The organism is Pseudomonas sp. AAC (genome assembly GCF_000725445.1).
Taxonomy (GTDB): Bacteria; Pseudomonadota; Gammaproteobacteria; order Pseudomonadales; family Pseudomonadaceae; genus Pseudomonas; species Pseudomonas citronellolis.
Map to the genome: position 1 here is coordinate 418,225 of NZ_KL647098.1, position 19,934 is coordinate 438,158.

At 65.7% G+C, this 19,934-nt stretch carries 14 protein-coding genes; 3 read left to right on the plus strand and 11 right to left on the minus strand.

Features of this window, described 5'->3' with window-relative positions:
- Nucleotides 1-404: 404 nt before the first annotated feature.
- The 5 genes from FG99_RS19475 to pedF all read right to left on the minus strand — a co-directional run bounded on the left by FG99_RS19475 (nucleotide 405) and on the right by pedF (nucleotide 5,526).
- The gene (locus FG99_RS19475) at nucleotides 405-2,183 is read right to left on the minus strand and encodes a methanol/ethanol family PQQ-dependent dehydrogenase (protein ID WP_043271911.1); all 1,779 of its coding nucleotides are present in this window, start codon (nucleotides 2,181-2,183) and stop codon (nucleotides 405-407) included.
- A gap of 298 nt (nucleotides 2,184-2,481) precedes the next feature.
- Nucleotides 2,482-3,411, minus strand: a complete 930-nt coding sequence (locus tag FG99_RS19480; RefSeq protein WP_043271913.1) for a quinoprotein relay system zinc metallohydrolase 1 — start codon at nucleotides 3,409-3,411, stop codon at nucleotides 2,482-2,484.
- Nucleotides 3,412-3,438: 27 nt separating this feature from the next.
- Nucleotides 3,439-4,185, minus strand: coding sequence for a quinoprotein dehydrogenase-associated SoxYZ-like carrier (locus tag FG99_RS19485; RefSeq protein ID WP_043271914.1), 747 nt, complete (start codon nucleotides 4,183-4,185; stop codon nucleotides 3,439-3,441).
- A 14-nt stretch (nucleotides 4,186-4,199) separates the two neighbouring features.
- A complete protein-coding gene (locus FG99_RS19490; RefSeq protein WP_043271916.1) occupies nucleotides 4,200-5,081 on the minus strand; it encodes a substrate-binding periplasmic protein in 882 nt (293 codons plus the stop codon).
- Nucleotides 5,082-5,088: 7 nt separating this feature from the next.
- On the minus strand, nucleotides 5,089-5,526 hold the full coding sequence (pedF, locus tag FG99_RS19495; RefSeq protein ID WP_009622924.1) for a cytochrome c-550 PedF: 438 nt from the start codon (nucleotides 5,524-5,526) through the stop codon (nucleotides 5,089-5,091).
- Between the two features lie 315 nt (nucleotides 5,527-5,841).
- Here pedF and exaA point away from each other — a divergent pair, with 315 nt between their 5' ends.
- Nucleotides 5,842-7,725 carry a quinoprotein ethanol dehydrogenase gene (gene exaA / locus FG99_RS19500; RefSeq protein WP_043271918.1) on the plus strand — a complete coding sequence of 628 codons (1,884 nt, stop codon included), beginning with the start codon at nucleotides 5,842-5,844 and terminating at the stop codon, nucleotides 7,723-7,725.
- A gap of 53 nt (nucleotides 7,726-7,778) precedes the next feature.
- Nucleotides 7,779-8,438, plus strand: a complete 660-nt coding sequence (locus FG99_RS19505; protein WP_043271920.1) for a pentapeptide repeat-containing protein — start codon at nucleotides 7,779-7,781, stop codon at nucleotides 8,436-8,438.
- Between the two features lie 170 nt (nucleotides 8,439-8,608).
- On the opposite strand, the gene FG99_RS19510 is transcribed toward FG99_RS19505, so the two are convergent.
- The 3 genes from FG99_RS19510 to FG99_RS19525 are packed head-to-tail and all read right to left on the minus strand — an operon-like array spanning nucleotide 8,609 to nucleotide 13,727.
- The gene (locus FG99_RS19510; protein WP_043271922.1) at nucleotides 8,609-9,553 is read right to left on the minus strand and encodes a hypothetical protein; all 945 of its coding nucleotides are present in this window, start codon (nucleotides 9,551-9,553) and stop codon (nucleotides 8,609-8,611) included.
- Nucleotides 9,550-10,509, minus strand: coding sequence for a hypothetical protein (locus FG99_RS19515; RefSeq protein ID WP_043271924.1), 960 nt, complete (start codon nucleotides 10,507-10,509; stop codon nucleotides 9,550-9,552). The genes FG99_RS19510 and FG99_RS19515 overlap by 4 nt, the downstream gene beginning before the upstream one ends.
- Nucleotides 10,506-13,727, minus strand: a complete 3,222-nt coding sequence (locus tag FG99_RS19525; RefSeq protein WP_051879076.1) for a toxin VasX — start codon at nucleotides 13,725-13,727, stop codon at nucleotides 10,506-10,508. The genes FG99_RS19515 and FG99_RS19525 overlap by 4 nt, the downstream gene beginning before the upstream one ends.
- A 1,176-nt stretch (nucleotides 13,728-14,903) precedes the next feature.
- On the opposite strand from FG99_RS19525, the gene FG99_RS19530 reads away from it, so the two are divergent.
- Nucleotides 14,904-15,593, plus strand: coding sequence for a GNAT family N-acetyltransferase (locus tag FG99_RS19530; protein WP_043271926.1), 690 nt, complete (start codon nucleotides 14,904-14,906; stop codon nucleotides 15,591-15,593).
- Nucleotides 15,594-15,750: 157 nt separating this feature from the next.
- Here the strand turns inward: FG99_RS19530 and FG99_RS19535 are convergent, their stop codons facing one another.
- The 3 genes from FG99_RS19535 to FG99_RS19545 all read right to left on the minus strand — a co-directional run bounded on the left by FG99_RS19535 (nucleotide 15,751) and on the right by FG99_RS19545 (nucleotide 19,810).
- Nucleotides 15,751-18,222 (minus strand): TonB-dependent siderophore receptor, encoded by a 2,472-nt coding sequence (locus tag FG99_RS19535; protein ID WP_081884673.1) that lies wholly within the window; start codon nucleotides 18,220-18,222, stop codon nucleotides 15,751-15,753.
- Nucleotides 18,223-18,329: 107 nt separating this feature from the next.
- Entirely contained in the window at nucleotides 18,330-19,283 is a 954-nt protein-coding gene (locus FG99_RS19540) for a FecR domain-containing protein (RefSeq protein ID WP_043271928.1), read from the minus strand.
- The gene (locus tag FG99_RS19545; protein ID WP_043271930.1) at nucleotides 19,280-19,810 is read right to left on the minus strand and encodes a sigma-70 family RNA polymerase sigma factor; all 531 of its coding nucleotides are present in this window, start codon (nucleotides 19,808-19,810) and stop codon (nucleotides 19,280-19,282) included. The genes FG99_RS19540 and FG99_RS19545 overlap by 4 nt, the downstream gene beginning before the upstream one ends.
- Nucleotides 19,811-19,934 lie beyond the last annotated feature (124 nt).

Below are 19,934 nucleotides of genomic sequence, written 5' to 3' on the forward strand. Positions count from 1 at the left end.
GGGTAGTTATTTGGTAGTAGAGGGGGGTGTTCGTGGGGGCGAGCTTGCTTGCGCGAACCACCACATGGAGTCTGCCGGCGATTCCAGTGCAGGCTCGAATCTCGCCCCCTCTCCCCAGCCCTCGGCTGCGCGCCCCGCCCTGAAGGGAGAGGGGGCTTGTCCGTGCCGAGAGAGGACTTGGTGTCAGCCGGCCACTCGGTACAAGCCGGCTAACGCCGAAGCATCAGCGCACACCGAACGGTCCCCTCTCCCTTCAGGGCGGGGCGCGCAGCCGAGGGTTAGGGAGAGGGGCCGGAGTCAACGCTTGCACCACTGCAACCGGGAGACACCGTTCGCGAGCAAGCTCGCTCCTACGAAAAGCAAAGGGCCGGCACCAGCCAGCCCCCTGCCCTACCCCTGCGAACTCAGCGCTTGCTCACCAGATCCTTCGGCAGCTTGAAGGTCCAGATCATCCCGCCCTGGTCCAGGTCCTTGATGCGCTTGGCCACCTCGCCGCCCCACAACGGCACGGCACCGCCCCAGCCGGAGAGCACGGTGACGTACTGCTCGCCGTCCATCTCCCAGGTGATGGGCGAGGCGATCACGCCCGAGCCGGTGTTGAACTCGTAGAGCTTCTTGCCGGTCTTGGCGTCGAAGGCCATCAGGTAGCCCTCGGGGTTGCCGGTGAACACCAGGTTGCCGTGGGTGGCCAGCACGCCGCCCCACAGCGGCGCGTAGTTCTCGTAGCGCCAGACCTGCTTGCCGGTCTTCGGGTCGATGGCGCGCAGCACGCCGATGTACTTCTCGTTCAGCGGCTTGATGGTGAAACCGGCGCCCAGGTAGGCCGCGCCCTTCTTGTAGGTCACGTTCTCGTTCCACATGTCCATGCCCCACTCGTTGGAGGGCACGTAGAACAGGCCGGTGTCCTGGCTGTAGGCCATGGGCATCCAGTTCTTGCCGCCGAGGAAGGACGGCGAGACGAACACCGAGCTGCCCTTGGCGCCCTCGCCCGGCGCGCCGGGGCGGTGGGCGTCGTCGTAGATCGGCCGGCCGTTCGGGTCCAGGCCCTTGGCCCAGGTGACCTTGTCGACGAAGGGGAAGCCGCGGATGAACTTGCCGTTGGTGCGGTCCAGCACGTAGAAGAAGCCGTTGCGGTCGGCGGTGGCCGCGGCCTTCACGGTCTTGCCGGCGTCCTTGTAGTCGAAGGACACCAGCTCGTTCACGCCGTCGAAGTCCCAGCCGTCGTGGGGGGTGGTCTGGAAGTGCCACTTGATCGAGCCGTCCTCCGGGTTCAGCGCCAGGCGCGAGGAGGAGAACAGGTTGTCGCCCGGGCGCAGGTGCGAGTTCCACGGCGACGGGTTGCCGGTGCCGATGAACAGCGAATCGGTGCTAGGATCGTAGTAGCCGCCCAGCCAGGGCGCGGCGCCGCCGGTCTTCCACAGGTCGCCCGGCCAGGTCTTGCCGGCCTCGCCGCCGGAGATGCCGTTCTCGATGGCCTTGCCGTCCTTGTACACGTAGCCCATGTGGCCTTCGACGGTCGGGCGGCTCCACAGCAGCTCGCCGTTAGTGGGGTCGTAGGCCTCGATCTTGCCGACCACGCCGAACTCGCCGCCGGCCACGCCGGTGATCAGCTTGCCCTTGGCGATCAGCGGCGCGGCGGAGATGGAGTAGCCGGCCTTGTAGTCGGCCACGGTCTTCTTCCACACCACCTTGCCGGTGTCCTTGTTCAGCGCCACCAGCTTGGCGTCCAGGGTGCCGAAGATCACCAGGTCGCCGTACAGGGCCACGCCGCGGTTGATCACGTCGCAGCAGGGCATGATGCCGTCGGGCAGGCGCGCGTCGTACTGCCAGAGCTTGCGCCCGGTGCGCGCGTCCACGGCGAACACCCGCGAGTAGGAGGCGCTGACGTACATCACCCCGTCCTTGACCAGCGGCTGGGCCTGCTGGCCGCGCTGCTTCTCGCCGCCGAACGACAGCGCCCACACCGGGCGCAGTTCCTTGACGTTGTCGCTGTTGAGTGTCTTCAGCGGGCTGAAGCGCTGGCCCTGCTGGTTGATGCCGTTGACCACAATCTGGTCGGTGCGCTTGGCGCTGTCGCTGATGTCCTGGTCGGTAACCGCGGCCTGGGCGCCCAGGCTGGCCAGGGCGAGTGCGGCGAAGAGCGCGCTGCGCGCGAAGGAAGGGGTGGGACCTGCATGTCTCATTGCGGCTACCTCTGCGGATTTGTTGTTGTACCCGGGAAGTTTTCCCGGTCTGCCGCAGATTCTTGGCCCGGTGCGGTGGGCCAACAATTGACCGCTTTGCCGAATTCCCTAGTTCCTTGGTAGCAATACCGCGCCCTGGCGTAGCGTAGGGCGCATAACGCCTACGGCGTTATCCGCCGTTTGACCTCGGTGCCCGGCGGCTCCGGGGTTGACCTGGGCGTTGGTCATGGCCTCGGTGTAGCGGCGGATAACCGCGAACGGTTATACGCCCTACGCGACTACGAAGAGCCGGGGCGGCTCATTGTTGGTCGATACGCGGCAACGCCTGCTGTTCGTAGCGCGGGTACAGGTGGGTGACGCTGCGGATCAGCTCGTAGCGCGTCAGGCTGATGCCGGCGAAGCGTTCGGGGATGGGGGTGCGCAGCAGGTCGTTCATGTCCGCGCCTTCGCGGGTGCCTTCGCGCATCACGCTGTCGAGCCAGACGAGGTAGTCGCGCATCTGGGCGAAGGGCCTGGCGTCTGTGGCGATGGGCCCGTGGCCGGGGACGATCAGCTTCCAGGGCAGCGCCTGCAGGGTATCGAGATCGGCCAGCCAGACGTCCAGCCCCGGGCTGTTGGGCGTGGTCAAAGCGCGTTCGTAGAACACCAGGTCACCGGCGAACAGCACCCCGCTGGTCTCGTCGAGGATCGCCAGGTCCGCCCCGGTGTGCCCGCGCAGGCCGAGCAGGCGGAAACGGTGCGTGCCGACCTGCAGCTCGCCCGGCTCCACCGTCTGCGTCGGCAGCACCACCTCGGTGCCGCGCATCCAGTCGCCCACCAGGCGGTACATGTTCTCCGCCATGGCGTTGCCCTGCTCCTTCAGCAGCTTGCCGGTGCCGGCCAGCGCGCCGATGGGCACGTCGGCGAAGGCCTGGTTGCCCAGCACATGGTCGGGATGATGGTGGGTCAGCAGCACCTGCTTCACCGGCTTGCCGGTGGTCTGCTGGATCACCGCGCGCAATGCCTCGCCGTAGCGCCGCGAGGGGCCGGTGTCGATCACCAGGATGCCGTCGCCGGTGTCGACGAAGGCGACGTTGACGATGTTGCCGCCGTTGTCCTTGGCGAAGTTGTCGGTGCTGCCCTCCACCAGCCAGGTGCCCTCGGCGATCTGCCGGGGTTGCAGGTGGTACTGCAGGTCGGCGACGACCTGGGTGCAGAGCAGCAGCAGGAAGGTCAGCAGGTAACGCATGGGCACCTCGCGGGCGGGCCGGCCGCCTCAGAGGGCGGCCTCGAATTCGTTGCCGTTGTTGTCGTGCAGGAACAGCTTCGCGTGGGGGTGGCCGCGCAGTTCGAAGCTGAAGCTAGGGTTCTCGCTCACCGCCGGGAACAGGTCCAGGCGCGCCAGCACCTCGCCCTCGGGCGTGCGCAGCTCGGCGTGGTCGAGGTAGAACTCGGGGATGCCGCCGACCAGGCCGTTGTCCATCGGGTGGTCCACCTTCAGCCGCAGCCGGGTGTTCGGCCCGCGCGAGAAAGCCCCGCCGTGCACCTGGCCCAGGCGCTGCTCCCAGCCGGCCTGGGCGCGCACCACGCTGGGCGCGGTGCAGCCGCCGCCGGCGGCGTCGATCCAGGCCGAGCCCACGTGCCACACGCCATCCTCTCCGCGCAGCGCGGCGCGGATGGCAGTGGCCTGCTCGATGCGGATGCGCACCGCCAGCAGCGCCTCCAGGTCCTTGCCCGGGTAGAGCGTCAGCACGTGGGGGATGGGGTTCAGCTCGGCCCACAGCACCAGGCGCTCGAAGCGCCCGGGCAGCTGCCGCGCGTCCACCTCCACCGGCACCTGCCGCGCGTCCTCGGCGAAGGGCGGCACGCCCAGCTTCACCCGCTCGTCGAAGACGAAGGGCTCGCCGCCGAGCAGGCGCTTGTGGTGGTAGTCCCACATCACCGAGGGCACCGGGTCGCCCTCCACCGCCGCGGCCAGCAGCGGCAGGCCGCACAGGCCCAACAGCAGGCTACGTCTACGCATCCCTCCTCCTCGTGCTATTGCACGTCCTGGTACAGCCCCGGCAACTCGTAGCGCACGCCGTAGCCGGCGTAGAGCCTGGCCAGCTCGCCGCTGCGCACCAGTTCCTCCAGCTCGCCGTCGAGGGCGTTGGAGAGCTGGCGGTTGCTCTCGTGCACCGCCATGCCGATGTCCCAGTCCGGCTGGCCGAGGCTGGGGTAGGTGTTCTCGGCGTTCTTCAGCTGGTCGTCGTGGGCCTGGGCGCGCATCCAGTCCAGCTCGCCGCGCAGGGCCATCACCGCGTCCACCTTGCCGGCGCGCATGGCGTCGAAGGCCGCCTGGGTGCTGGGGAAGTGCACGGTCATGGCGCTGAGCTGGCCGCCCAGCACCGAGGTCAGGTAGAACGAGGGCACGCTGTCCAGTTCCACGCCGATGCGGTGCTCGCGGAACGCCGCGATGGTGTCTACCTGCGGTAGCCGGCGGGCGTCGTTGACCACCTGCCAGCGCTCGCGCTGGTAGGGGCCGAACATCACCACCTGGTCGTTGGCCAGCTCGCCGACGTCGTTGCGCTTGTTCGAATAGTCGCGGTCGTAGGGCACCCGCAGCATCACGTCGGCGACCACGCCCGGGCGCAGGTAGTGGCCCTTCCAGATGAAGTTGCGCAGGTCGTCGTCCAGGCGCTCGCCGGGAATCACCCAGAGGAACTCCGCGCGCAGCCCCAGGCCCTGGGCCAGGCGCGTGGCGAGATCCACGTCGATGCCGTGGGGCTGGCCGCCCTGCATGAAGCTGTAGGGCGGGAAGTTCTGGTAGACCGCCACCCGCAATACGCCGGAAGCGACCATGTCTTCGTAGGGCCGGACCTTGGCCTCGGCCTGCCCCAGCAACAGGAGCAGGCCGCACAGCAGGCTGAGCAGGCGCATGGCGGCGTCACTCGTCCACGTGGACGCTTTCCAGGTAGCTGCGGATGGCCCACAGGCCTTCCTGGCTGATGAAGTCGGCCATCTTCGGCATGTACACGGCGCCGTCGCGCACCGCGCCGTTGATCACCCGCTCCTTGAACCACTCGTCGCCCTCGGCGCCCAGGTCGAGCTTGCGCAGGTCGGGGGCAATGCCGCCGGACTTGGCCTCCAGGCCATGGCAGCGCGCGCAGTTCTGGTTGTAGGCGGAGGAGCCGATCTCCACCGCCAGCTTGTGGTTGGCGTAGGGCTCGCGGTACGGGTTGGTGTCGCGCCACTCCTTGCCCAGGGGCTCCAGGCCCTTGGTATCCACCGCTTGCGGGGTCACGTTGCCATGGGCCAGGGCCAGGGCCGAGACGCTGAGGCCGGCCAGCACCAGCAGGCCGCGCAAGGAGTTCTTCTTGTTCATCACTTCATTCCTCTGGGGGTAGGACAAGGCACGGGCGCCACCGGAGGCGCTCCTCGACCATGTTAGGAAGCCCCGCCCCCGCCCCGAATGCTGCTTTGGATGCCCCCGCCTACTCCCTTCGTACTAGGGCGCAGGGCTGCCGCTCCAGGGGCCTTCGGCAGCAAGTCCAAGTCATGCCCCGACCGGGAACTTGTCCCGGCCGATGCGGGAGCTTTTCCGTTTCCGCTGGGGCGGCTGGCTCCCACCATGGAACCGCCGCGGCCCGAGCAGCGGCCCGCCGTTTCTCGACCCAACACCAAAAACGGGAACCCGAAGATGACAACAAGAACCTCCCCCGCCTCTTCACCAACGCCTGCCGGCCCCCTGCGCCTCGCCCTGCACAGCCTGACCCTCGCCATCGCCCTGGGCGCCGGCGGCGCGGCGCTGGCCAAGGACGTCAGCTGGGACGACATCGCCAACGACCACAAGACCACCAGCAACGTGCTGCAGTACGGCATGGGCACCAACGCCCAGCGCTGGAGCCCGCTCAAGCAGGTCAACGCCGATAACGTGTTCAAGCTGACCCCGGCCTGGTCCTACTCCTTCGGCGACGAGAAGCAGCGCGGCCAGGAATCCCAGGCCATCGTCAGCGACGGGGTGATCTACGTCACCGCCTCCTACTCGCGGCTGTTCGCCCTCGACGCCAAGACCGGCAAGCGCCTGTGGACCTACAACCACCGCCTGCCCGACGACATCCGCCCGTGCTGCGACGTGGTCAACCGCGGCGCCGCCATCTACGGCGACAAGATCTTCTTCGGCACCCTCGACGCCTCGGTCGTGGCGCTGAACAAGAACACCGGCAAGGTGGTATGGAAGAAGAAGTTCGGCGAACACGGCGCCGGCTACACCATGACCGGCGCGCCGACCATCGTGAAGGACGGCAAGACCGGCAAGGTGCTGCTGATCCACGGCAGCTCGGGCGACGAGTTCGGCGTGGTCGGCCGCCTGTTCGCCCGCGACCCGGACACCGGCGAGGAAATCTGGATGCGGCCCTTCGTCGAAGGCCACATGGGCCGCCTCAACGGCAAGGACAGCAGCGTCACCGGCAACGTCAAGGCGCCGTCCTGGCCGGACGACGCCAACTCGCCCACCGGCAAGGTCGAATCCTGGAACCACGGCGGCGGCGCGCCCTGGCAGAGCGCCAGCTTCGATGCCGAGACCAACACCATCATCGTCGGCGCCGGCAACCCCGGCCCGTGGAACACCTGGGCGCGCACCGCCAAGGGCGGCAACCCGCACGACTACGACAGCCTCTATACGTCCGGGCAAGTGGGCGTGGACCCGAGCACCGGCGAGGTGAAGTGGTTCTACCAGCACACCCCGAACGACGCCTGGGACTTCTCCGGCAACAACGAACTGGTGCTGTTCGACTACAAGGCCAAGGACGGCAAGATAGTCAAGGCCACCGCTCACGCCGACCGCAACGGCTTCTTCTACGTGGTCGACCGCAGCAACGGCAAGCTGCAGAACGCCTTCCCCTTCGTCGACAACATAACCTGGGCCAGCCACATCGACCTGAAGACCGGCCGCCCGGTGGAACGCGAAGGCCAGCGCCCGCCGCTGCCGGAACCGGGGCAGAAGCACGGCAAGGCGGTGGAAGTCTCGCCGCCCTTCCTCGGCGGCAAGAACTGGAACCCCATGGCCTACAGCCAGGACACCGGCCTGTTCTACGTGCCGGCCAACCACTGGAAGGAGGACTACTGGACCGAGGAAGTCAGCTACACCAAGGGCAGCGCCTACCTGGGCATGGGCTTCCGCATCAAGCGCATGTACGACGACCACGTCGGCAGCCTGCGCGCCATGGACCCCACCAGCGGCAAGGTGGTGTGGGAACACAAGGAGCACCTGCCGCTGTGGGCCGGCGTGCTGGCCACCGCCGGCAACCTGGTGTTCACCGGCACCGGCGACGGCTTCCTCAAGGCCTTCGACGCGAAGAACGGCAAGGAACTGTGGAAGTTCCAGACCGGCAGCGGCATCGTCTCCCCGCCCATCACCTGGGAACAGGACGGCGAGCAGTACATCGGCGTGACCGTCGGCTACGGCGGCGCCGTGCCGCTGTGGGGCGGCGACATGGCCGACCTGACGCGCCCGGTGGCCCAGGGCGGGTCCTTCTGGGTGTTCAAGCTGCCCAGCTGGGACAACAAGACCGCCAGCCGCTGAGCCCACCGACCGCGCCCCCTGGGGCGCGGTTTTCCATGCCCCGGGAGACCGTCATGAAAACCACCACCCTGCTCGCCGCCCTGCTGCTGGCCGGCCTGGCCCACGCCAGCGACGAATCCGCCGACACCGACGACGACGCCACCGTCATCGCCCACTGCCGCATCGAGCCCGGCAGCCAATGCCCCGGCGCCGACCTGCGCGGCGCCGATCTGAAAGGCCAGGACCTCAGCCGCATGAACCTCGCCGGCGCGGACCTTTCAGGCGCCGACCTGCGCCACGCCACCCTCGACCTGGCCAACCTGGAAAAAGCCAACCTGCGCGGCGCCAACCTCACCCGCGCCAGCCTGCAACAAGCCAACCTGCGCGCCGCCGACCTCTCCGGCGCCAGCCTGGTGGCCATCCAGGCCTGGGGCCTGTTCGCCCAGGGCGCCCAATGGCAAGGCGCCGACCTGACCGCCGCCTACCTCGAATTCGCCCGCCTGAGCGGCGGCAAACTGCACCAGGCCAACCTGCGCGCGGCGGACCTGGAGATGACCTGGCTGTCCCGTGCGGACCTGAAGGGAGCGGATTTGCGCGATGCGAATCTGCAGGAGGTGAAGCTGGCGGAGGCAAATCTGGAGGATGCGGATTTGCGCGGCAGCAAGCCGAGGTTCGGGAACTTCCAGGGGACGAATATGCAGGGGTGCAAGGGGTGTCCCGGCGGGTGGGATTGAGCGGCATCAACTGTAGGAGCGAGTTTGCTCGCGAACGAACCACGCCTTGGGGAACGGCCCCGACGCCATTCCCCAAGGCCAACAGCGGGACCTATTTCGAGTGGCCGGTGGCGCCAGGTAGTCCTCGCGGGAGAACAGGCCCTTCTTCTGGCTGCCGGCGGGGGGAAGCGTCATGTCGCAGCCTTCCCTGCCAACTCTGCCTCACGTTGTCGAATGGCTTCGTCCCACTCAGGGGAGCGTTTGGCCCATTGTTCGGATGGCAGGGGTTTGGACCATTCGACTATGGCGGGGTCGGTCAGGTCGGGAGGGGGGATCAGCTTTCGCTCCTGTAGATAAAAACCTAGCGGAGCGCCTAGAAAGAAGGTGAAGAAAACATCCTTGAGCGCGGACTTGACGTTTCCCTTCAATAGGGAACGAATGACATCGCCCATGATGCTCAAGAACCAACCCAGTAGACTTCTACCGGTTTTCTCTCCTTCGAAATGGCATTTAGGTACCGCCTCGGGACCGATCTCCATATAACTGCGAATACACTCCCACAGACACATCGCCGTAGTACCGCCACCGCAACTGAACCCCATGCTGCAGTCCCGCTCGCCTTCCTTCGCATTCGGGTCCGGGTTCTTGAAGCCCACCACCAGCATGCCTTGGGTCGTCTTGCCATGGCGCCCCACCGAGTCCATGGCAATGGCCTGCGCCACCACGGTTTCCCAGGGCACTATCCAGTAGCTGCCATCCTTCTGTGGTACACAGACTTCGCGGCGTTGGCGGTTGAAACGGGTAGGTGGAGGGACAGGTTGGGTCAGGCTATAGAGCACGAACGAGGAAGGAATTCCGACAATGATCAGACCAGCTACCAGGATGAACAGAGAAAACTCGGGCAACGACTCCCTAAATGGCACCCCCATAGCCAGCAACAGGAGAATCATAGGCCACGCAATCATCACAAACGAGCCAATGCTGTACTCGCCAATATCAAGAAACACCTCGTTCTTGCGCCAGATGGTATTAAGCACATCCCTTGTAGGCTGCCCGGTGGGAATGGCCGGTGGCGCCAGGTAGTCCTCGCGGGAGAACAGGCCCTTCTTCTGGCTGCCGGCGGGGGGAAGCGTCATGTCGCAGCCTCTCGTGCCAGTTCTGCCTCTCGTTGTCGAATGGCTTCGTCCCACTCGGGGGAACGCTTGGCCCATTGTTCGGGTGGCAGGGGTTTGGACCATTCGACGATATTGGGATCACTCAAATCGGGGGGAGGCGCCAGCTTCCAAGTTTGTAGCATCGCTGCCAAAGGTGTCCCTAGTGCAACTGCCGAAAATATAAGCCAGATTGCTTTGCCAAACTCTTTCGCTTTCAGGTGATCCCTGATGCCCACGAAGAAAAACCACCACACGCCCCAGAATGCATTCTTTCCTCTCAGGTTTGAGCGAACTTTCTCAAAACTGTCCAAATGATTGATCGACTCAGGCCCAACCTCCATGTAGCTACGTATGCACTCCCACAGCGCCATGGCAGTAGTACCGCCACCACAACTGAACCCCATACTGAAATCTTGCTCGCCATCCTTCGCTTTCGGATCCGGGTTCTTGAAGCCCACTACCAGCATGCCTTGGGTCATCTTGCCATGGCGCCCCACCGAGTCCATGGCAATGGCCTGCGCCGCTACGGTCTCCCAGGGCACTATCCAATAACTACCATCCTTTTGCGGTATACAGACCTCGCGACGCTGGCGGTTGAAGCGAGTGGGAGGGGGGGCAGGCTTAGTCAAGCTATAGAGTACGAACGAGGAAGGAATCCCGACAATGATAAGGCCGGTCAGCAACATGAATGTGGAGAACTCTGGCAATGACTCCCTGAATGGAAGTCCCATCGCTAAAAGGAGTAAAACCATGGGCCATGCAATTATCACAAAGGAGCCGATGCTGTAGTCGCCAATATCAAGAAATACCTCGTTCTTTCTCCAGATAATACGAAGTACATCTCTAGGCGGCTGCCCGGTGGGAATGGCCGGTGGCGCCAGGTAGTCCTCGCGGGAGAACAGGCCCTTCTTCTGGCTGCCGGCGGGGGGAAGTGTCATCGAGTTTCCTTGGGATGCAGGTAGTTCTCGCCAGTCAGGCGGTAGGTTTGCGCACGGTCCAGTTCCGGGGTGGGTTCGCCGGGGCGTAATACAATCGGTGCACTTTCCGCCGTCAGTACATAGGCCAGGCCCTGTTCTCCACCAATGGTTGTGATACCGGCCAGGTCTGCCAGCGGGTTGTGGTAGTGAAGGCGTAGCGAGAGACGCACCTGGGCCTGGCGAAAGGTGCCGCTCAGGCGCAGGCCCTGGCCTTGGTCCGCCGGTATCCAGGTGCATTGGCTGCGCTCCAGCCAGAGATCGCCAATATCCAGGTTGGGCTGGTCGTTGCTGCGGAACATGCGGAAGTGGTCGGGTATGGGAGTGCCGATCAGGCCCAGGTCCAGTTCGACACTGGACGGTTCGGCACCCGGCAGGTCGATGGTCAGGCGCTGGATGGCCTCCAGGCTGACGGTGTCGCCCAGGGAGCCGGGCACCCGCTGGGACTTGCTGTCCACGCTGACGCGCGGTTGGTAGAGCAATGTCAGCAACTGGTCGAACTCCCGTTGCTGCTGCTCGGCGGGAATGGGATCGGTATTGCCGGCGCGAGCCTTGGACCAGCAGCAGTTGGCCAGGTACTGCTGCAGCGGTGTGGATTGCCGCCACCATGCAAAAAGGTAGACTCCGCCCAATGCGAGCAGCAACAGATTGATCGGCCCCATGCCCAGGCGGAAGCGGCGGATGGCTGTGGGCGTATCAATGCGCTTGGCCAAGCGTAGAAAAGTCAAACCGAGCCCCAGGGTGGCCTGGGCACCGTAAGCGGTGATCTGCCCCGCCACAGCCAGCCGACGGATTTCTACCCAAGGATCGATGCTGCTCTGGGCCGCCTCTATCTGGCGGCCAAGGCTGAAAAACTCTGTCCCCGAAGCGCCAAGAGATAGCAAACCGATAAATCCACCAAACAGCGTTAGGGTAGGTGCAATGGCAGGTCCAACTCCTGGGATACTTCCCCCGATTTCCTGGATGCCCCGCCCAACAATCACCCAATTCTGCACCACCGCCACCAATGCCGCTCCCGCATAGAGCGTGGCCGAAATGGTCTCGGCCCGGCGCTGGGTATCCATCCGCTCCAGGGCATGGGCCTGCGCCAGGTAGCTCTCGGCATTGAGCGCGTTGACCAGCAGCGCCGCCAGCGGCAGCAAGCCGCCGCTATTCTGCACCGCGGGGCTTTGCAGGATGCCGGCGGCGCGGCCCTGGCCGATGGCCTGGGCGGTGTTGTTGACCCACTGGCCGAGCTGTTGCGCCTGTTGGCCGAGCAGGCGCCAGGTGGCCACGCCGTTGTTCAGGGTGCGGACCAGCGGGGCACCGGCGCTCAGGCGGGTGACCAGCAGGGTGCCCAGCCATTGCCCCGGCAGGACGCCCTTCTGCTGCAGCGCCAGCAGCACGGCGCCCAGGCGGGCCACGGTGAGGCTCCAGTAGCCGTCGACGTCGCTGGCCAGGCGCTGCAGCGCCTGCACGGTCGCGGCGCCGAGCAGGTGGGTCAGGGCCTCGTGGGTGGCGCTCAGGTTGTCCTGGGCGAGCACCGCCTGCAGCTCGCCCAGGCGCGCGGTGTTGTTCACCGCCGCTTCCAGCGATGGGCTCCAGCCCAGGAACAGCAAGCGGAAGACGCCGCCGTCCTTGGCGCGCAGGAAGTCGCCGAACTGCTCGACGCCCTGGCGGCGATGGCACTGGGCGCTGAGGCAGGCGTCGGCCAGTTCGTCCAGCCAGCACTGGTGCTGCGGGTTGTCGTGCTCGACGAACCAACTGCCCAGGTCGTGGCGCGGCAGGAAGGCCTGGCGGTCGGCATAGAGGCTGGCATGGCGGGCCTCGACCTGGCGGAAATGCGCCGGGGCCTGCTCGTCCAGCCAGCGATCCATGCGTTCCAGGTCGATGTATTCGGCGACCTTGGCGCTGGCCCGGCCGCCGGCGAGCTGGCTGGCCTTGTCCTGGCGGTAGTCGCGCACGATGTCCTGTACCTGCTGCTGCAACTCGGCGGGGATGAAGGCGCGCAGCGGCGCCAGGCGTTGTTCGCGACGGCGGGCGATATCCGCGATGCGCTCGTCGGCGGCGGCGTGACCGATGCGCTGGCGCTCGTGGACGTTGACCTGGGTCTCTTCGTCCAGCAGGGCCTTGAGGGGCGCCTGGGCGGCGAGCAATTGCTCGCCCTGCTCGGGGGTGAGCTGGATATCGTGTTCGCGGTAACGGTAATTGAGCAGGCTGGCCAGCTCGCCACCGTCCTCGCGGACCAGGCTGCGGATGAAGCCGCCGACGTTCTGGCGCAGGTTGTTGTCGGCCATCCAGGCTTCATGGCGGGCTTCCAGCTGTTCCTGCTCGTGGTTGAGGTCGCGCAGCACGCCCAGGTCGTCGTCGAGTACGGCGAGCACCGCATGCAGTTCCCCGGCCTCGCTGCGTGCGCTGTCCAGCCACGCCGAGGTGGCGGGCACTTCCCACACCTGGGCGCTCCAGGCGCCCGGCGCGTCCTCCTGCTCGGCCTGGGGGTGGCGCATGGCGGCTTGCGAGCCGGCGTTGTACCACTCCATGGCGTGGATATAGGCGCGCACGTTCTCCTGGGTGGGGGCAGCGTTCATCCGCTCGGCCAGTTCCCGGGTCCGTCGTTTGTCCGCCTCGTGGTTCTGCGCATGTTCCTTGGCCAGAACACGTTCACGAACCTCCGGCATCAGTTCGGCCAGCAGCGTTTCACTTGCGTCGAGCGGAGGGCAGTGCGGTGCCTGCAGGCGCAGGGCGACCTCGCCCAGGGCGATGTGGCGCATGCGCCGCTGGCGAATGCCGGCCTCCGCCAGTTGGGCGCTGGCGTCTGCGCCGAGGGGGATTTCGCTGTACAGGAGCCAGGCATCGTGGCGCTTGTCCAGGGCGAAGCCGGCCTGGCTGCCGTGCAGCAGGACGCTCTCGTCGGCCGTCAGCGGTTGTGACTGCAGCAGCCCGTCGGCGGCCACGGCATAGCGTTGCAGCGGCCCCTGCCCATGCCAGAGGTAGAGGAAGCCACCGCGCAGGCGACGCAGGGCCATGGGGTGGCTGCTGGCGCGCACGGCCGGTTGCAGGCTGGCGTGGCGGGCGGGGTGCTCGGCCAGGGCGTAGCGCGCCGGGACGACGTACAGCTCGTTCTGGCGCGCCGGGCAACTGGCGATCGGGTTGCGGGCGTCGTCATGGCTCATGCCGTGCAGGCGGTTGGGGTTGCTGATCATGAAGCGCTCCTATACGAACCGCCGAGGCGGGATAACCCGGCATGGCAGCAGTTCGAATAGGGGAGGTGAAGTCGGCTTGAGCCCGTATTGGTGCGTGAAAAATCCGGGGTGGATTGGGCTGGGTATCGGACGTGGGGGGCAGGAAGCTGTCATCCGCCTTCGGCTGCCATATCGTCAACTGTGTTCCCCCCTCCTCCTTGCGCCTCCGATTGACAGCCCCACGACAACTCCCTAACGTCGCCCAGCCGCCCAACAGGGCGGTTCGGGATTGGCGTCCCGACACTGGATTCAGGTGCCTGAGCGAGTGTTCGGGCACTTAGCATGGCTGCACCTGTGTTATGGGCGGGCCGTGCGGGGCGTCTTCGGATGCGCCGGAACTCTAGGCCGGTACGCCAACCTGTACGATCCGCCCTCCCTGCAGCCCAAGTTCCCATCCCCTCAAGAGCACCGCCCCGTCGGAGCTTTACGACGCCGCCCAGGCCCGCCAATCGGCCCTGGTCAATCTGCTGCGCCTGCTGGCCGGAGCGCCGGACCTGGGGGGCGCGCAGTGAGGATGTGCTGGATGGCACTTTCAGCGCGCGGGAGTACCTGGCGGCCGATGCAGAGCGGTTGTATGCCGCGGCTGAGAAAGGCGGCCGGGCGTAGGGAACGTGATGCGAAGCGTCAGCCGCTGGTGGTGGGTGGCGCTTCGCTTCATATCGATCCTGTAGGCGGCACCGAGGCGCTCTTCGTAGGAGCGAGCTTGCTCGCGAATGGCGCTTCCCGGGCGCCGTTGGTGTTTGGATAAACTCCGTCCCCTCTCCCCAACCCTCTCCCTGAAGGGAGAGGGGGCCGTTCGGAGCGTTCGGCAAGCTCAGTGTCATCCTGATACGCCTAGCCGCGAACGCGGAAATCCAATAGACAGCCCCACACCTTGCCTCTTGTAGGAGCGCGCCCTGCGCGCGAAATCGCGGGCAGGGCCCGCTCCTACGACGGACCGGGCGTAGGGCGGATAACCGTTCGCGGTTATCCGCCGTCATCCCGATCACATGGATCATCCAATCGGCGGATAACGCGGAGCGTTATTCGCCCTACGCGCCGAACTCCGCCAACGGCTGCAACGCTCGGCACGCATGGGCGCTACAATGGCGCCCGCGCCGATCTCCCCCGATCGGGCACGCCCGGAGCCAGCTTCAAATGTTCACCCTCGTAACCCTGGACGCACCACCACCGGAGTCCCTGAAGAATCAGGTTCTGCAAATGGTGGTGGACTACTTCAGCGACATCAGCCCGGTGCCGCTGACGCCCAGCAACCCGCTCTATCAGCTGTACCAGTACGTGATCGGCTACGAGGTGCACCTGTATCTGCAGGCCATGGACAGCACCGTGGACAGCAGCGCACGGTTGGTCCTGGCCCTGGACGACGAGGATCCCTCCCAGGTCCTGGGCTTTGCCCTGTACCTGCCGAGCCAGGACGATGCCCAGGCCTGCACGCTGGCCTACCTGGCCGTCACGGCCAGCCATCGCCGGCACGGCATCGCGCGGGCCATGCTGCAACAGGTGGCCACACATCGGCCCCACGTCGAACTCGCCTGCGCGGCGAGCAAGGTGCCGGCCTTCGAGTCGATGGGCTTTCAGGTCCTGGCGGCACAGGGGCCGCACGTGCTGCTCAACACCCGCGATCACCGCTCCGACGGCATGGTCGCGGTGCAGGACCTGGCCCCGATCTATCAGTCCAAGGAAGTGCGGCAGATCCACGCCTACCTGGTGCAGCAACACGGCCGGAAGGCCATGGCCGATGCCGAGAAAAAACGCGACCGCCTGCTTGACCAGATGGCCCATCAGGCCCAGGCGCTGGTGAAAGAGCGCTTCCCCACGCTGCACTGACAGCCAGCGGAAACGGATTCGGCTTTGAGTGTCTGCTAACGGCCCCATGGCAGCCATACCGCCGCGATGCCAAGCGCTAAGCCGGCTGATGCCAGGCGTCCATAGGCCTCCTGCGCTTGCGCTTCCCCACTCGGTCAGGCCTGCGCTCGCGGCCGCTTCAAAAACTGTACTTCACCGACAACATCAGATTCCGCGGCTCCCCATACACGTTGCTCGGCACCGTGACAGACGAACTCAAGGAGTTGTAGTACTTCTTGTCGAACGCATTGTTCAGGTTCAGCTGCGCATCGATATGGGCAGTCGGCTTGAACCCCAGCATGAAGTCCACCAGCGTGTAGGCGTCCTGCTCGATCATGTAGGTGGTGCCTTTGTTGTAGATGCGGTTCTGCCGGTACAGGGAACTACCAATGCGCCATTGGTCGAGCGCGCCTGGCAGGGTGTAGGTGGTGCTCATCTTGAACAGGTGTCGCGGGATGTCGGTATCGAACAGGCGACCTTCGTTGGACTTGTTCGCATCCTTGCGGTATTTGGCTTCGGTGAAGGTGTAGCCGGCGCCCAGTTGCCAGTTGGGCGTGAGTTGCCCTTGCAGTTCCAGTTCGATGCCTTTGCTGCGCACCTCGCCGGCCGCCTCGTAGCAGGAAGTGGTGGGATAGCTGGGGCAAAGGCTCTGGTCGGTGATGGCCTTGGCGCGGTTTTCCTGGTCCAGCTGGAAGATGGCGGCCGAGGCGTTCAGCGCGCCGTCGAAATACTCGCCCTTGATGCCCAGCTCGTAGTTCTTGCCGGTGATGGGTTCGATGACCGAGCCTGAAGTGTCGAAGTAACTCTGCGGCTTGAAGATGTCGGTGTAGCTGACATACACCGAGTGATGCGCGTCCAGGTCATAGATCAGGCCGGCGTACTTGGTGACGTGGCGGTTGACCTTGAGTTCGGTCTCGGTGCCTTTGTAGGGGGCGCTGGTATCGTTTTCGTACCAGTCCAGGCGGCTGCCCAGAATCAGTTTCAGTGGGTCGGCCAGGTTCAGGCGGGTGGTGGCGTAAACGCTGTTGAGCTTGGCGTTGGTGTTCTGCCAGCCGTATTTGGTCTGGCTGGCGACTTTCGGGGTGTCGCCGTTCCAGTTGTAGATATCGATATTGCTGTGCAGCAGCACGTTTGCCGGCACGTCGCCATTGAACACCACGCGGCGATGGCTGGCACCGAACACCAGTTCGTGGTCGCGGTCCATCAGGCGGAACGGGCCGCTGGCGTAGGCATCGAAGCTGTTCTGGCTTTCCCGATAGTGGCCGGCGCCGACGTATTGGTCATAGGTCTGGGTGGCGGTGCGCCCCAGTATGTAGGTGCCCAGCATGTCCAGATCGGCCCAGGTCTTGGTGGCCGACAGGTTGAGTTTCCAGCCGTTGTCCAGGGCGTGTTCGATGGCGGCATATGCGGAGGTGCTGGTCTTGTTCCAGTACTCCCAGTCATTGCTCAGGGAAGTGGAGCGCGACAGCTTCAGGTCGCTGCCGTCGAAGCCCACCGGCAGGCCGGTCCAGCCGTTGCCGTTGTAGTCGTCCTGCTGGCGCGAAGCGCTGAGCGTCAGGGTGGTGCTGTCGTTCAGGTCGGCCTCTAGGATCCCGTAGAACAGGTTCCGCTCGTTATCCAGCGAGTCGCGGAAGCTGCCCTGGGTCTGGTAGGCGGTGACCAGGCGACCGCGCACAGCGCCGTTGTCGGTCAGCGGGCCGGACAGGTCGACGTCGGTGCGGTAGCGGTCCCAGGTGCCGGCGCTGCCCTGGATGCTGGCCTGGAACGTTGGTGTAGGACGCTTGCGAACCAGGTTGATGGCCGCGGCCGGGTTTCCGGCGCCCTGCATCAGGCCGGTGGCGCCGCGCACCACCTCCACCCGGTCGTACATGGCCATGTCTGCGGAAAGCAGGTCCTGGGACAGCTGGGAACTGTCGAGGCTGGTGGGCAGGCCGTCGTACATGATGTTGTCGAGCGCAAAGCCGCGGGCGTAGTAGGTGGAACGCTCCGGCCCCGTGCGCCGGATGACCATGCCCGGGGTGCTCTGCACAACGTCGTTGAGGTCGGCCAGGGCCTGGTCGTCGAGGCGCTGGCGAGTCATCACCGTGACCGACTGCGGCGTTTCACGCAGCGAGAGGTTCAGCTTGGTGGCGGTCTGCATGGCACCGGTCGTATAGGAGCCCGTTCCCGCGGTCAGGCCATCCTGGCGAACGCCCACGATTTCGCTGCTGTCCATCTTCAGTGGCTGCTCGGCCTCGGCTACCGGACGCAGAACATAGAGGCCGTCGCCCTGCCGTGAGGCGCGCAGTCCAGTCCCCTCGAGCAGCCGGCTCAGGCCGGTGTCGACGTCGGCATCGCCGCTCAGGCCTCGACTCTTCAGCCCCTGCACCCGCTGTGGCTGCAGCGGCAGTGTGATGCCCGCCTGGCTCGCGAACTCCGCCAGCGCAGCGCCCAGCGGGCCAGGGGCTATCTCGAAGTGGCGTTGCCGGCCGGCCTGATCGACGGTGTCGGCCTGCGCACAGGCGACGAAGCCGATCGGGCCCAGGCACAGCCCGAGCGCAGCGGCGCGCAATGCCTGGGCGAGTTCGCTGGGTCGTGCTGCGCGGCGCGAAGCGAAGGGGTGAAGCTGCATGAGTGACTCCCTGTGTCGAGCATGTTTTTTCGTTGTGTGCTCGGGTGACACGCGAGAGACGAAAAAGGCGACAAAATAAATTCGGCAGCGCCAATCAGCTGGGCCGATCAGCTGGAAATGGGCGCGATGGTGACCCAGTAACGGGTGCGATAGCGGATTTCCACCGGCAGCACCTGGGTCAACGCATGGAGCGCCTGGTCGGTGTCGTGCAGTTGAAACGCCCCGGAGACTTCCAGTTGCGCAACCTCGGGGTCGCAGCGCAACAGGCCGGGCCGGTATCGCCCCAGTTCGGCGGCGAAGCTTGCCAGGCTCATACGCTCAGCCTTGATCACGCCGCGGGTCCAATCGGCGATGCGTGCATCGAGCGGCTCGACGCCGCCCACATGCCGGGCGTTGAATCTCGCCTGTTCGCCGGCCTTCAGCAGCTGGGATTCTCCAGCCCGCGAGTTCAGCTTCACCGCGCCTTCGAGCACCGCAACCTGGCTGTCCTCGGGCCATTGCCGCACCAGGAAGCGCGTGCCGATGGGCTCGATCTCGCCCTGGGCAGTTTCCACAATGAAGGGTCTGCCGGCGGGGTCCTTGGCGGTGATGATCAGCACCTCGCCTGCAACCAGCCGTACCCGCCGGCTCGCACCGTCGAAGGCCACATCGACGGCACTGTCGGTATTGAGATGAATCTGCGTGCCGTCGGCCAGAGACATCTGGCGCTGCTCGCCTACCCCGCTGCGAACATCGGCATTGAGCTGCTGCCAGGACTGCGTACGGCGAATCAGCAAGGCTGCAGGCGCCGTTGCCAGCAGCAGCGCGAGCAACTTGAGGGCCTGTCGGCGCGTAGCGGCATGGGAACGATCCAGCGTTTCAAGCCCCAGCTGAGGCGGGATCAGCCCCAGTCGCCGGTTGAAGCCCTCCGCCAACTGCCAGGCGCGCTCGTGCTCCGGGTCGGCTGCGCGCCAGCGCTCGCAATCGCGACGTTGCGCCTCGCTGACGCGCGGCCCCTGAAGGCGCACATACCAGCGCGCGGCCTGGCGAGCGATATCACGGTCGATGGGTTGCGCGCTCACGGGTGCTCCGGCACTTCTGCAGCCAGCACGATGCACTCTTCGAAAGCCAGCACGAGATAACGCTGAACGCTACGTACGCTCACGCCCAACCGCTGGGCGATGGCATCCTGGGTGAGCCCTTCGAGCTGGTACAGGAGGAACGCCTGGCGTGCCTTGCTCGGTAGGCGGGCCAGTACCGCGTCGACCTCATGCAGGGCTTCGAGCACCAGAGCCTGATGCTCCAGCGAAGGCGTGCACGCCTCTGGCAGGCTGGCCAGGACTTCCAGATACGTCTGCTCCAGCGAGCGCCGACGGTAGAGATTGATCACCAGCCGCCGTGCGATGGTCAGCAGGTAGGCTCGCGGCGTCGCGATTGGCTGCTGCAGCGCAGCGGGCGAAACGAGCAACCGGACGAAGGTATCCTGGGCCAGGTCGGCCGCATCGCAGCGATTGCCCAATCGACGATGGAGCCATCCGCGCAGCCATCCGTGGTGGTCCTGGTACAGCCGGCCGAGCAGCTGATCCTCTGTAGCGGCAGTAGCGTGCATGGAGTGGCATTCCATCATATGCGAATGACTCGCATTATATTTTTATGCCACCTCTTCCATCAAGGCATTCGGGCCGGGATCAGCGCGCCTTATCGTGGATGCCCGCCATGGGGGCCGTGTGGGG

What these genes read in the sequence shown, in the direction of transcription:
- FG99_RS19475 (WP_043271911.1), bottom strand. Translation starts at nt 2,183, where the DNA reads ATGAGACATGCAGGTCCCACCCCTTCCTTCGCGCGCAGCGCGCTCTTC.
- FG99_RS19480 (WP_043271913.1), bottom strand. Translation starts at nt 3,411, where the DNA reads ATGCGTTACCTGCTGACCTTCCTGCTGCTGCTCTGCACCCAGGTCGTC.
- FG99_RS19485 (WP_043271914.1), bottom strand. Translation starts at nt 4,185, where the DNA reads ATGCGTAGACGTAGCCTGCTGTTGGGCCTGTGCGGCCTGCCGCTGCTG.
- FG99_RS19490 (WP_043271916.1), bottom strand. Translation starts at nt 5,081, where the DNA reads ATGCGCCTGCTCAGCCTGCTGTGCGGCCTGCTCCTGTTGCTGGGGCAG.
- pedF (WP_009622924.1), bottom strand. Translation starts at nt 5,526, where the DNA reads ATGAACAAGAAGAACTCCTTGCGCGGCCTGCTGGTGCTGGCCGGCCTC.
- exaA (WP_043271918.1), top strand. Translation starts at nt 5,842, where the DNA reads ATGACAACAAGAACCTCCCCCGCCTCTTCACCAACGCCTGCCGGCCCC.
- FG99_RS19505 (WP_043271920.1), top strand. Translation starts at nt 7,779, where the DNA reads ATGAAAACCACCACCCTGCTCGCCGCCCTGCTGCTGGCCGGCCTGGCC.
- FG99_RS19510 (WP_043271922.1), bottom strand. Translation starts at nt 9,553, where the DNA reads ATGACGCTTCCCCCCGCCGGCAGCCAGAAGAAGGGCCTGTTCTCCCGC.
- FG99_RS19515 (WP_043271924.1), bottom strand. Translation starts at nt 10,509, where the DNA reads ATGACACTTCCCCCCGCCGGCAGCCAGAAGAAGGGCCTGTTCTCCCGC.
- FG99_RS19525 (WP_051879076.1), bottom strand. Translation starts at nt 13,727, where the DNA reads ATGATCAGCAACCCCAACCGCCTGCACGGCATGAGCCATGACGACGCC.
- FG99_RS19530 (WP_043271926.1), top strand. Translation starts at nt 14,904, where the DNA reads ATGTTCACCCTCGTAACCCTGGACGCACCACCACCGGAGTCCCTGAAG.
- FG99_RS19535 (WP_081884673.1), bottom strand. Translation starts at nt 18,222, where the DNA reads ATGCAGCTTCACCCCTTCGCTTCGCGCCGCGCAGCACGACCCAGCGAA.
- FG99_RS19545 (WP_043271930.1), bottom strand. Translation starts at nt 19,810, where the DNA reads ATGCACGCTACTGCCGCTACAGAGGATCAGCTGCTCGGCCGGCTGTAC.